Below are 12,629 nucleotides of genomic sequence, written 5' to 3'. Positions count from 1 at the left end.
AACACCTGCCGCTGGCCGGATGCGTTCACATCCGGCTTTTCTTCGTTGAACTCAGGCGATGGTGACTTTGCTATCCAGATAGACATCCTGTACGGCGTTAATCAACTTCACGCCATCAGCCATCGATTTCTTAAAGGCTTTACGTCCCAGAATTAGCCCCATTCCACCGGCTCGTTTGTTGATCACCGCGGTACGAACCGCGTCGCCGAGATCAGTGTCGCCGCCGTCCGCGCCGCCGGAGTTGATAAGCCCGGCGCGTCCCATATAGCAGTTCGCCAACTGGTAACGTACCAAATCGATCGGGTTATCGCTGGTCAGTTTGCTGTACACGCGGTCGTCGGTATAGCCGAAGTTGACCGCTTTATAACCGCCATTATTCTCGGCCATTTTCTGTTTCACGATATCCGCGCCAATCGTAGCGGCCAGATGGTTGGCTTGCCCCGTCAGGTCAGCGGATACATGGTAATCGACGCCGTCTTTTTTAAAGGAAGAATTACGCAGGTAAGCCCACAATACGGTCACCATACCCAGCTCATGCGCACGCTCAAAAGCGGCGGAGATCTCTTCAATCTGGCGACGGGACTGTTCCGAACCGAAATAGATCGTCGCTCCTACCGCCACGGCGCCCATATTGAACGCCTGCTCAACGCTGGCGTACAGGGTCTGATCGTACTCTGTCGGATAGCTCAATGTTTCGTTGTGATTCAGTTTGACCAAAAACGGAATACGGTGCGCATAGCGCCGTGAAACCGAGGCCAGTACGCCGTAGGTAGAGGCCACGCAGTTACAGCCGGCCTCAATCGCCAATTCAACAATGTTTTTTGGGTCAAAGTAGCGCGGGTTGGCCGCAAAAGAGGCGCCGGCGGAGTGCTCCACTCCCTGATCGACGGGCAGTATCGAAAGGTATCCTGTTCCCGCCAGACGTCCAGTATTATAGAGCGTCTGCATATTACGCAGAACGGCTGGTGGACGATTATTGTCAATCATCACCCGGTCAACGTAATCCTTGCCGGGTAGATAAAGCTGATCGGAAGGAATGGTCATACAACGATGCTGTAAAAGGCTGTCGGCGTCTTTGCCAAGCAACTGCGCAATATCAGTCATAGCTATGCTCCCGTAAGTTCCGATAGGGTATCGGAAGGTGAATAGTCCTGCCCCGCAGATTGCGGGTCGCAATAAGCCTGGTACTGACCGACCATTTTTGCCAACTTTAGCGCATTTTTTCGGCGCTATCTGCTGACTCGATTCACGTCCGAAAAAGTGTTAGTTCGGTCAAAATTAACGCTCAATGGTATTTAAAAGGTATTATTAAATGGTATTGTCATGGCGTACCTTACCTGTCATGAAGGATTCAAAAATGAAAACGACCTTTAAACTGTCGTTCATGATGTTCGTGGAGTGGTTTATCTGGGGCGCCTGGTTCGTCCCCCTGTGGCTATGGCTAAATAAAAGCGGGTTTTCCGCCGGTGAAATAGGCTGGTCTTATGCCTGTACCGCCATTGCGGCGATCCTGTCGCCGATTCTGGTCGGCTCCGTTACCGACCGTTTTTTCTCGGCGCAAAAAGTCCTGGCGGTACTGATGTTTGCGGGTGCCGTACTGATGTATTTCGCGGCACAGCAAACCACCTTTGCCGGATTCTTTCCGCTGCTCCTGGCCTATTCATTGACCTATATGCCGACCATCGCGCTGACAAACAGCATTGCCTTCGCTAACGTACCGGACGTTGAACGCGATTTTCCACGCATTCGCGTTATGGGAACCATTGGGTGGATTGCCTCCGGCCTCGCCTGTGGATTCTTGCCGCAAATGTTAGGCTATAACGATATTTCCCCCACCAACATTCCACTGCTCATAACCGCCGCAAGTTCAGCGTTGCTGGGCGTATTTGCGTTCTGTCTGCCAGACACGCCGCCAAAAAGCACCGGCAAGATGGATATTAAAGTGATGCTGGGGCTGGATGCGCTGGTTCTGCTGCGCGATAAAAACTTTCTCGTTTTCTTCTTCTGTTCCTTCCTGTTTGCGATGCCGCTGGCCTTCTACTACATCTTCGCTAACGGCTATCTGACAGAAGTGGGAATGAAAAACGCCACCGGCTGGATGACGCTCGGCCAGTTCTCTGAAATCTTCTTTATGCTGGCGCTACCCTTTTTCACTAAGCGCTTTGGTATTAAAAAGGTATTATTACTTGGTCTTATTACCGCCGCGATCCGCTACGGCTTTTTTGTCTATGGCGGCGCGGAGACGTACTTCACTTACGCCCTGCTGTTCCTCGGTATTTTGCTGCACGGCGTAAGTTACGATTTCTACTACGTCACCGCCTACATTTATGTCGATAAAAAAGCGCCGGTTCATATGCGTACCGCTGCGCAAGGGCTTATCACCCTCTGCTGTCAGGGATTCGGCAGCCTGCTGGGCTATCGTCTCGGCGGCGTGATGATGGAAAAAATGTTTGCTTATCCGCAACCGGTTAACGGTCTGACATTCAACTGGGCGGGCATGTGGACGTTTGGCGCAGTGATGATTGCCGTCATCGCGCTACTGTTTATGATTTTCTTTCGCGAATCGGACAAAGAGATCACTGCTATTGACGATCGCGATATTGCGTTGACACAAGGGGAAGTAAAATGAAAGCAGAACGTATTCTCGGTGCTCTTTACGGGCAAGCGTTAGGGGATGCGATGGGAATGCCCTCTGAGCTGTGGCCGAGAACGCGCGTCAAAGCGCATTTCGGCTGGATTGACCGCTTTCTGCCCGGGCCAAAAGAGAATAATGCCGCCTGCTATTTTAACCGCGCGGAGTTTACGGATGATACCGCAATGGCGCTCTGCCTGGCCGACGCGCTACTCGAATGCGAAGGCAACATTGATCCCGAGATTATTGGGCGTAACATCCTCGCCTGGGCGGAACGCTTTGATGCGTTCAATAAAAATGTACTCGGCCCGACGTCAAAAATTGCGCTGAACGCGATTCGCGACGGCAAACCCATCGCGGCGCTGGAAAACAACGGCGTGACTAACGGCGCGGCCATGCGCGTTTCGCCGTTGGGCTGCCTGTTGCCGCCAACTAACCTGACAGCCTTTATAGCAGAAGTAGCGTTAGCCTCCAGCCCGACGCATAAATCCGATCTGGCGGTGGCTGGCGCCGTGGTTGTCGCCTGGGCCGTCTCGCGAGCGGTTAACGGCGACACGTGGCAAAGTATTGCCGACTCGCTCCCCGCCGTCGCCCATCAGGCGCAGACAGCGCGTATTACCACGTTTAGCGCCTCGCTATCGGCACGTCTGGAACTGGCGCTAAACATTGTCCGCCACGCCGACGGCGTCGAATCTGCCAGCGAACAGCTCTATCAGATCATCGGCGCGGGAACCAGCACCATTGAATCGGTTCCCTGCGCTATCGCCATGGTGGAGCTGGCGAATACCGATCCTAACCGCTGTGCCGTGCTGTGCGCTAACCTCGGCGGCGATACCGACACTATCGGCGCGATGGCTACCGCCATTTGCGGCGCGTTGCACGGGGTAAGCGCCATTAACCCCCAGTTAAAGCAAACGCTGGACGAGGTTAATCAGCTGGATTTTGCGCGCTATGCCGTTGCGCTGGCGAGTTATCGTCAACGGCGGGAGGCACTATGAACGGCGCACGGTTGCTGACATTATTACCGACCCTGCATACCCGGCGTCCGCTCACCGTTATCGGCGCGGCAGTAATCGATATCATTGCCGACGCCTGGACGTTGCCGCGTCGCGGAGGCGATCTTGAACTGCAACAACAAAGCGTCAATGTCGGCGGCTGTGCGCTGAATATTGCCGTGGCGTTGAAACGGCTGGGGATTGACGCCAGCAATGCGCTGCCGCTGGGCCAGGGCGTGTGGGCGGAGAGAATTCGCCGCCGTCTGGCAAAAGAGGGATTATCCAGCGTGATTGACGCGGTTGAAGGAGATAACGGCTGGTGTCTGGCGTTAGTCGAACCGGATGGCGAACGCACGTTTATGTCTTTTAGCGGCGTGGAAAACCAGTGGAATGCGGACTGGCTGTCGCAGCTCAGGACACCGCGGGGCAGTCTTGTCTACCTGTCCGGCTATCAACTGGCCTCGTCCTGTGGCGAGCCACTGATCCAGTGGCTGGAAACCGTCGACGATGTCACGCCTTTTATCGATTTTGGCCCACGAATCGGTGATATTACAGACGATGTAATGGCGCGCATTATGGCCTGCCGACCCATCGTCTCCCTCAATCGCCAGGAAGCCATCATCGCTGCGGAACGCGCCGGGCTTGCGACCGATACGCGCACTTTCGGCGAAGCATGGGTAAACCGCTTTTCCGCGCCGCTGGTGGTGCGCCACGATAAAGACGGAGCGTGGTATTTTAGCGCGCAATCTTCCGGCGTTGTGCCAGCGTTTCCGGCAACCGTGGTGGATACCATCGGCGCAGGCGACAGCCATGCTGGCGGCGTGCTGGCAGGACTGGCGTCAGGCTGGCCGCTCGCGGATGCCGTACTGCTGGGAAATGCGGTGGCAAGCTGGGTGGTCGGGCATCGCGGCGGCGACTGCGCGCCCACGCGCGAGGCGCTACTCCTCGCACACAAAAACGTATAGGTCGCTACGACAATAACTGATGCTGTATTCAATAGGCCGCTGCTGCTGATCGAGCGCCACCTGCTTAATCACCAGCACCGGCACTTTACCATCCATTTGAATATGCGACTGAAACTCATCATCCGGCATCCGGGCGCTGACGCGGGATCGGGTACGCTGAGGGTAAATGTGCTGGCGACGAAAATAGTCATACAACGAAATGCCAATCGCGTCGACATCATGAATCAGATGCGCGGGCACCCAGGACTCTTCAATCGATACCGCATCCTCATCAACATAACGAATGCGTTTGAGTAAAAAGACGTCGCTGCCTGCGGGGATCGCCAGATGCTGCGCGACCTCATCCGGACAACTTACCACGCGTTTGTTAACCCATAGCGTATCCGGTTTTTTGCCGCGCAAGACAACCTGCTGAGAAAATCCCCGCGCCTCTTTCAGGGAATATTCAAAGATATTATTGACTTGCGTACCGTAGCCGCGGGCGCGCGTGACGACACCCTCTTCTTCCAGCGCCTGCATCGCTTTCCGTACCGTGATACGCGAGACGCCGGTAAGCTGGCTGAGATCGCGTTCGCCAGGCAAAATATTACCGTGCTCAAGAATACCGCTGCGCACGGCATCCTTTACCGTCTGGGCAAATTTCATGTATAGCGGCGTATTATCCGCCGCTGAAATTCGTTCATTCAGTTGCGCGATGAGCCGGGTATGCGCTTGTTCCATTTATCTTTCCTGACGACGGGTCTGTAGGCAGTATACTACCACCACGCGTGGAAATGATGTACCGGACCAATGCCCTTCCCCACTTCCAGCGTGTCCGCCTGCGCCAACGCCGCCGAAAGCCATGCCTTCGCCTCGTTTACCGTCTCTCCCCAACAGCGATGCCGGGGCCGTAACGCCGCCAGCGCCGCCGACAGCGTACAGCCCGTCCCATGCGTATTTTTGGTGTTCACACGCGGCGCGCTAAAACGTTGCTCGCCCTCACGGGTAAAGAGCCAGTCCGGGCTTTGCGCATCCTCTAAATGCCCGCCTTTCATCAATACCGCTTCACACCCCATCGCCAGTAACGCCCGCCCCTGCGCCAGCATCTCCTGTTCCGTACGCGCATGGGGCGCATCCAGCAACGCTGCGGCTTCCGGCAAATTAGGCGTAATCAGCGATACCTGCGGCAACAGCCGGACGCGTAATGTTTCTATCGCAGAGGGCGAGAGCAGCGGATCGCCGCTTTTCGCCAGCATCACCGTATCCAGCACCACATTACGTACATGATGACGCTGTAACCGTTCCGCCACGGTCTCGACAATATCGGTTTCCGCCAGCATCCCGATTTTCGTGGTATCAATGCGCACATCGCTGAACACGGAATCAAGTTGAGCGGCGACAAAGCCCGGCTCTATCCGGTACACCGACTGTACGCCACAGGTATTTTGCGCCACCAGCGCGGTGATGACCGAACAGCCATACGCGCCCAGCGCGGAAAAGGTCTTGAGATCCGCCTGGATACCGGCCCCGCCGCTGGGATCGGTACCGGCAATCGTCAGCGCGTTAATTCGTTGCATTGGCCGCCTCCACATCCAGATGATAGAGCGCATCAAGAAAAGCCGGGATGAAGCTACCCGGTCCTTCGCTACGCTCTGCCGCGGCCTGTCCAGCCAGTTTCATCCAGCAGCAGGCCGACGCGACATTGTCCAGCGCGGCGCCCGGTAACGCGCAACTGGCGGCGACGACCGCCGACAACGCGCAGCCGGTGCCTACAATGCGAGTCATTAACGGATCGCCGCCGGGAATGCTCAGCGTGCGCTGACCATTAGTGACGTAATCTATCTCTCCGGTAACCACAACGATGCAGTCTATCTGACGCGCCAGCGCCTGCGCCGCAGGCAGTGCGGCCAACGCCGCCTCGGTGGTATCTACGCCGCGTCCGCCCAGCGCCATGCCGGATAACGCCAGGATTTCCGAGGCGTTGCCGCGTATTGCCGCCGGGCGCAGGGACAAGAGATCCAGGCAAAATCGCCGACGAAATTCCAGCGCGCCCACCGCGACAGGATCAAGCGTCCACGGCGTTTTGGCATCATAAGCGCTTTCTACCGCCCCACGCATCGCGTCAGCGCGTGAGGCAGTTAATGTTCCGACATTAATCAGCAAGGCGTTGGCGATGGCGGCAAACGGTCTGGCCTCGACAGGATCAATCACCATGGCGGGTGAAGCGCCCAGCGCCAGCAACGTATTGGCGGTAAACGTTTGTACGACGTCATTCGTCATACAGTGCGTAAGCGGGGAGAGCGCGCGAAAGTGTTTTAACGTATGCGCCGCAAGCGTGCGGCAGTGCAGGTCAGGCTGCATGGTTCAGCTCCTGCCCGCGTGAAGAAGGGACACGAGCAGTGTCAGACTTCCCTACGCTGGCATTATCCAGATCAGGTGGTACGGGTATTTCTCAGCCTTCACAAAGAAGGGCACCCCGAGTCGTCAAGCCCCACCGTGTTAAGCGGGGTTTCGCTATTAAGCATACTGTCTGCGCCAGACAATGTAAATTTACAGCCAGCCGCGGACGATAATTTCAGCGTTATCAGATAGTTCTCAAAACCTATTCGGTTCTGGCAAACTTGCTGGCGGATATGTTGCTGCACGACGCTTTCGTTTACACTTTTTACGAAAAGGGGCGTGAGATAACAAAATAGCGCTTGTCAGATACGCCACCAGCAGAAATGATACACACGATGTTAACTGACCCGCATATGTGGAGGGTAAAAGTATGAAAAGTAAGTTGCTGCCTTGCGCGCTGTTGCTTGCAACCAGTTTTGCATGGGCCGCCCCCGCGACAACGGGCATTGATCAATATGAGTTAAAAAGCTTTATCGCCGACTTCACCCACTTCAAGCCCGGCGATACCGTTCCGCAGATGTACCGCACCGATGAGTACAATATTAAACAGTGGAAATTACGTAATCTGCCCGCGCCAGATGCCGGTACTCACTGGACCTATATGGGCGGCGCGTATGTACTGATTAACGATACCGATGGAAAAATTATCAAAGCCTATGATGGCGAGATTTTTTATCATCGATAATGATGTACGCACTCTTTGTATAAAGAGTGCGTACAGCATAAAATTAATTATAAGATACCACGATTAATGCTTTCGATTGTAATGGCCCCGCTTTAACTTTTGCAGGATCGAGAACATAATATGTGGCAAAGACAGGAATAGCTTCCACCGAATTCACTGCGCTGCCTTTGGCATAGGTTTTGAAAATACTGTTTATTGTTGCTCCTTTGTTTATTTTAAGCAGGCTCCGATTTGAATCTCTTAAGATAAACCCAACGCCATTATCGTTATCCGGTTTCAGGACTGCTTCATTCTCATCCCAGACTAAATCACTACGTAGATTTACCGCTATTTGCCGTGATGTCAGCATCGCATTCCGCACCTGATTTTTGCAATCCAGAATAATATCACCCTGCTTAGAAAACTCACTAACCTCTCCTTTAGCACGGAGTTTAGTCATAGGCACCGGGTCCAGTGTGATGGTGAGATTCTGGGGGGCGCAGGTAGTTTCTTTACGGTTGTAATTTATCGTTAAATTGGCTTTATAAACGCCTTTCCCATTCAGATCAGTGATAACGTTTGCAACACACTCTCTATTCCCCCAACAGCCAATATACTTTAAAATAAATACCACCCAATCGCTACCGCTCCATTGATTCTTTGCACCCGACATCACCGTTATATTATCTATCGTAACCGAGTACCCCCCCCTGGCAGACACAGTCACCGCCTCCAATGAGTTTATTTCTGAAATCGTTATCTTATAGGGGGCTTCAATTACACCGTTTTGGTTGCGCATATTTATCGCACTACTGCTTTGCCATTCAACTTTTAATTTTAACTTAACACTATCATTCGGCCCCATACCGATAATATGATCGGATGTCTCTAATTTAGTCACAACATCACTATTAGAACAATTGGCATCAGTGAAACCATTTGTAATAATGGCTGACTCCTCCCCCCCCAGCATTAAGCTATCGGATTGAATCGTATAATCCTTCGTGTTGGTTAAGGTCGCATTACACGCCGCGTAACCCAACTGCGTAAACTGCATCATTATTAATAAAAATAGTAGTCTTTTCATGGCGTCACCTAAAGATTACCGACAAATATAAACGTTATTTTCATCAATCTGTTTATCAAAAGTGATCTTACAGAAAAGACCCTGTTGTTTATCTGTTGCGATTTTTACCGAAACGGGAACCTTTTCAGTACGAATAAATACCCGGCTCCCCTGACCTACCAGTCCTACATTATTTCCCTCGTCATCTTCCACTTCATAACCAAACGTTAAAGGCTCGCCATCTGCGCGCCGCGCCAGGAAATAAAAAGGTTTACTGGTCTCTGTTTCAAAATGAACCAATACTACGGCTCCGCGATAAGGCACTGTAACTTTTCGATTTCCCAACAGGGCGACATCGCTTTCACTCTCAGAGACATCAAGAGAGATAAAATTTTGCCGGTATGGCGTCAATGCTTCAAATACGGCATAACCTTTTGCATTGGTACGTAAATAGGGACGCCCCTGCACCGCCGCGCCTTCCAGGTACGGCGCGTTAATAATCGCGATAGTATCATTAAGGCGAGAGGCTAAATGCACGCCATCGGCCCATGCAACCAGCCCTCCCTGAATATTTCCGCCCACCTGATGGTATTTATTGGACTGGCTGTAACTGCCGCCGACTGTCGCCAGCGGGGCGTTCCAGGTTACCGATCCCCCGAATGTCGTTTGGTGTTCCTGTCGCTGCTGGCTGAGGTTAGTCGTATAATTAAACTGATCGCGATTACCGAACGTGCCGCTAAGGCTGGTGTTATTCGCCTCATAACCTTGATCGTCAAAGGTGGTGGAATTCGATAAATGGATATCACGATTTCCCCCATTCTCCTTTAATCCCCATGTTAAGGGAATCGATAAATAGATATTAAAGCGCTTATCTTCACGGTTATTGCTGTCATACGTCTGAGTTGCCGATAGCGTAAAACTGAGCCGCTGCCAGGTATTACTGTAGCTTAACTGATAATCCTTTCCCGTGCCGCTACGCCCCCAATAGTCGCGCCACAGAGCGCTGGCAGTAAAATATCCCCACCCATCGGGTAACGTCTGATTAATATTGAGAGTGAAAGTATTTTTACGCCCAAAGTCATTCTCATAATAATCAGCAATATCATAAATATCGTCATCATCGCGACGATAGTTATCCCGGTTATTAGCCCAGACATGATCGTTAAAAGTGCGATAATCACGTGATGAGTAGCGATACGCTGCCAGAGAAAAATGGGTGGCCGATTGCGGGAGATATTTATTCCAGGCAACCTGGTAGCTTTCCCCATCAAAAACATCGCCATTATCCTGCTTGCTATGAGACAACGTACCGTCGACAGATACCGCGCCAATCAGCGTGTTCCATCCTGTGCCAAGGGTAAATGAGCGATAATCGCTGGCTAACATCGTTCCGCCATACAACGTTAGCAGGTTATTGACCCCGTACTGATAGGTTCCCTGGAGAAAATCAGTTTGCTGAGAGGCTCCTTCAATTCTGCTTCGTCCGGCGGCGAAATCATATTTTGCTACGCCGGGCTGCACCATATTGGGAACGGAAGAATACGGAACAATAAACCGTGAAACAGTACCGTCAGCCTCTTTAACGCTCACGTCCAGATCGGCTCCCCCCCCTGCCAGCTGAAGATCTTCAAATACAAAGGGGCCAGGCGGAACTTCTTTTTGATAAACAATGAAGCCATTCTGTTCAACCGTCACCAGGGCGTTACTTTGCGCCACGCCACGCACAACCGGAGCGAAATTTTGCTTAGAGTGCGGCAGCATTTGCATATCACGCCAGAAGCGCACCCCGCGAAAGCGCACCGTATCAAACATATCCCCGCTGGTGTACTGTTCCCCCAGACGCATTGTCCCCAGTACCGCCGGGAAATCACGTTCCAGATACAGAGTATTGCTCTGCCATTTGCCAGCTGAATTTTCACTTTTGGAAAAATTAGCGTTAGAATGTAATTGCCATCCAAGCAGATTCAATCCGCTGACAAAATTTGCGTAAGTATTTTTCTCACTACCGCCGCTTTTATAATGGCTGTAATATTCGCTGGCATAATACGATGTATAAAAAGCGTTAATTCCACGGTCCCATGTCTCTGGAGACGCATAGCCCGCTTCATATTCCAGCACATAAGCCTGAGGGACGCTCAGATAAAGGTTAAAAGCGGCAGTGTCATAAGAAACACTACCTCCATGAACCACCGTTTTCAGCGCAATACATTCATTTTCTACTGTTGTACTCTGCGGGGTAAATTTAATTCCCAGGCTGGCGATCAGGTCCGGAGAAATACAGGTGCTATCGGGGTCATCCTGAATATTAACCTCATAAGTTCCACGCCATTCTTTATTGACATAAACGTCCATTTCATAAACGCCAGCCATGGGTTTGGTGCTATCAATCTGATAACGGGACACCTTTTCACCTTTCAACCCACCGAACATAAAGTTAGTATCGAATGTTTCTTCTTCAGCCCAGGCGGGTGAAATAAGTAATGCTGCAAAAAGTGACAGCGTGATGGCGTTTAACTTTTCCATTATCTATCCTTAGGTGGATTCCCCGCTTTTAATTTTCTATTTTGACAGTCTCGTTTAAATAATTACCAGAATCATCAATTAGCGTCACGGTATAGCTATTTACGACTACCGTTGTGGTGATACTCTGCGATGACCATGGAGCCAGTAATAAGGTTTATTTATTTACTTTACTTTTTGCTTTAATTTCTGGAATAGTGATCCAGTTTGCGGAATTATTTTTCACGCTAATACTCCCTGGCGCACGAAGCAACTGCAAGCGGGAAAATGTTGCTTTATCGACTTTCTGTACCCCCGGTGGGCGATAGATCAACTTTATCCGGTTTTGTAGCGCAAATTTAATGATGTTTTTATCTTTGTTCTCGTCTGAATTTGGTGGAATATCCAGTACATTGAGATAGAAAAGACTTTCACGATCGCCAGGCAAGTTATTAGCGAGTTTTTTTATTTTTAACTGCTGACCTGAATTTGCCGCGACTCTAATTACAGGTGGGGTCATAATAAATGGAACCTGTAGTTTTTCTGGCGGCAGGCTGGTATCACCGTTATCAATCCACGCCTGGATGAGTGAGCTTCGCTTACCGTCATTCATTAATTGTACGGTAATATCTTTTTTCTGCGCCGGATAAATAATACGTGTACCATATATATAAATGCCGCTCCACGCAGGCATAGCGGCACAAGCCAGGCATAGTGCAATCATCCGTTTCATGGCCGATAACCTTATAAAAGAGATACAAGCGGCTAAAAGCTTAGCCGCCAAAAAACGATTGTTAATCAGTTAATACCGTCATTGTCAGTACAGATTCAACAGAACCAGGTGTTACAGTATTTTCAACGGCGGCATAGCGGGCAGAAAAGTTCAGGGTATATACACCATTTTCAAACTTACTTGAATTCAGAGTGTAATTCCCCGACTCATCCGGTTTCACCTGAATACCATCAAGATAAACAGCGAAGCCCGCACCATTATTAGTAGCATTATTTTTGGTGATTTGCATATTATCCACAAATTGAGAACGGTTAAAACTAATTCGTGGATTAGCTGTATTCGAACATTTTACTTTTAAAATCGCTTCTGGACTAGTGTATCCTGTATATATATCGCCAGGGTTTAAGTCAGTCAATCTATCAACACCTACCTGGGATAATTCAATAGTCGCGCTATTTGCGCCTTCGAACGTACAGGATGTTCCTACCACTTCTCCGTTGATTTTTAATTCCCCCATATCTTCATCAGCAGCAAAAGCCCCTACGCTCATAAATACAGCAGACAATACAGAAGCAGCAATAAGTGAACGTTTCATAATCTCTTCCTTAATGAAGTAATTTCTATTTGTTAAGAGTTATTAACCCTTGCAAAGAAAATTCTCATAGACAGGAGGTTATCGCAATGTAAACACGATGT

General features: G+C 50.9%; 11 protein-coding genes, 1 pseudogene and 1 riboswitch. Of the genes and pseudogenes, 4 read left to right on the top strand and 8 right to left on the bottom strand.

Annotation, left to right across the window (positions count from 1 at the left end; translation table 11 throughout):
* Nucleotides 1–51: 51 nt before the first annotated feature.
* A complete protein-coding gene (fbaB, locus tag J4617_RS00490) occupies nt 52–1,104 on the bottom strand; it encodes a class I fructose-bisphosphate aldolase (protein ID WP_000129590.1) in 1,053 nt (350 codons plus the stop codon).
* Nucleotides 1,105–1,357: 253 nt separating this feature from the next.
* On the opposite strand from fbaB, the gene J4617_RS00485 reads away from it, so the two are divergent.
* Genes J4617_RS00485 through J4617_RS00475 form a run of 3 tightly spaced genes read left to right on the top strand, consistent with a single transcriptional unit; the run spans nt 1,358 to nt 4,592 of the window.
* Nucleotides 1,358–2,629: a nucleoside permease gene (locus J4617_RS00485; protein WP_000858692.1), complete on the top strand. Its 1,272-nt coding sequence runs from the start codon at nt 1,358–1,360 to the stop codon at nt 2,627–2,629.
* Nucleotides 2,626–3,630 carry an ADP-ribosylglycohydrolase family protein gene (locus J4617_RS00480; RefSeq protein WP_000642793.1) on the top strand — a complete coding sequence of 335 codons (1,005 nt, stop codon included), beginning with the start codon at nt 2,626–2,628 and terminating at the stop codon, nt 3,628–3,630. The genes J4617_RS00485 and J4617_RS00480 overlap by 4 nt, the downstream gene beginning before the upstream one ends.
* Nucleotides 3,627–4,592: a PfkB family carbohydrate kinase gene (locus J4617_RS00475; RefSeq protein ID WP_001012671.1), complete on the top strand. Its 966-nt coding sequence runs from the start codon at nt 3,627–3,629 to the stop codon at nt 4,590–4,592. Before J4617_RS00480 ends, J4617_RS00475 begins: the two co-directional genes overlap by 4 nt.
* Here the strand turns inward: J4617_RS00475 and J4617_RS00470 are convergent.
* Genes J4617_RS00470 through thiM form a run of 3 tightly spaced genes read right to left on the bottom strand, consistent with a single transcriptional unit; the run spans nt 4,566 to nt 6,932 of the window.
* Nucleotides 4,566–5,312 (bottom strand): GntR family transcriptional regulator, encoded by a 747-nt coding sequence (locus J4617_RS00470; protein WP_001728489.1) that lies wholly within the window; start codon nt 5,310–5,312, stop codon nt 4,566–4,568. The two genes, J4617_RS00475 and J4617_RS00470, sit on opposite strands and share 27 nt — an antisense overlap.
* 35 nt (nt 5,313–5,347) lie before the next feature.
* On the bottom strand, nt 5,348–6,148 hold the full coding sequence (gene thiD / locus J4617_RS00465) for a bifunctional hydroxymethylpyrimidine kinase/phosphomethylpyrimidine kinase (RefSeq protein ID WP_001749141.1): 801 nt from the start codon (nt 6,146–6,148) through the stop codon (nt 5,348–5,350).
* On the bottom strand, nt 6,135–6,932 hold the full coding sequence (gene thiM, locus J4617_RS00460; RefSeq protein ID WP_017466145.1) for a hydroxyethylthiazole kinase: 798 nt from the start codon (nt 6,930–6,932) through the stop codon (nt 6,135–6,137). Before thiM ends, thiD begins: the two co-directional genes overlap by 14 nt.
* A 31-nt stretch (nt 6,933–6,963) precedes the next feature.
* Nucleotides 6,964–7,060, bottom strand: a riboswitch (TPP riboswitch).
* A gap of 281 nt (nt 7,061–7,341) precedes the next feature.
* On the opposite strand from thiM, the gene rcnB reads away from it, so the two are divergent.
* Nucleotides 7,342–7,656 (top strand): Ni(II)/Co(II) efflux transporter accessory subunit RcnB, encoded by a 315-nt coding sequence (gene rcnB / locus J4617_RS00455; RefSeq protein ID WP_000837534.1) that lies wholly within the window; start codon nt 7,342–7,344, stop codon nt 7,654–7,656.
* Between the two features lie 43 nt (nt 7,657–7,699).
* Here the strand turns inward: rcnB and J4617_RS00450 are convergent, their stop codons facing one another.
* The 4 genes and pseudogenes from J4617_RS00450 to yehD form a co-directional block, all read right to left on the bottom strand.
* Nucleotides 7,700–8,722, bottom strand: a complete 1,023-nt coding sequence (locus tag J4617_RS00450; protein ID WP_017466144.1) for a fimbrial protein — start codon at nt 8,720–8,722, stop codon at nt 7,700–7,702.
* 15 nt (nt 8,723–8,737) lie between these two features.
* Entirely contained in the window at nt 8,738–11,224 is a 2,487-nt protein-coding gene (locus J4617_RS00445) for a fimbrial biogenesis outer membrane usher protein (protein ID WP_017466143.1), read from the bottom strand.
* A 28-nt stretch (nt 11,225–11,252) separates the two neighbouring features.
* Nucleotides 11,253–11,933 (bottom strand): annotated as a pseudogene (locus J4617_RS00440) (fimbrial assembly chaperone).
* Nucleotides 11,934–11,994: 61 nt separating this feature from the next.
* Complete coding sequence (gene yehD, locus J4617_RS00435; RefSeq protein ID WP_017466141.1) at nt 11,995–12,528, bottom strand: fimbrial protein YehD; 534 nt, start codon at nt 12,526–12,528, stop codon at nt 11,995–11,997.
* Between the last annotated feature and the right edge of the window lie 101 nt (nt 12,529–12,629).

Origin of the sequence: Salmonella sp. 32010601201800023SM, assembly GCF_017572235.1 — a bacterium.
GTDB classification, from domain to species: Bacteria; Pseudomonadota; Gammaproteobacteria; order Enterobacterales; family Enterobacteriaceae; genus Salmonella; species Salmonella enterica.
This window is presented reverse-complemented; position numbering and strand designations above follow the sequence as displayed.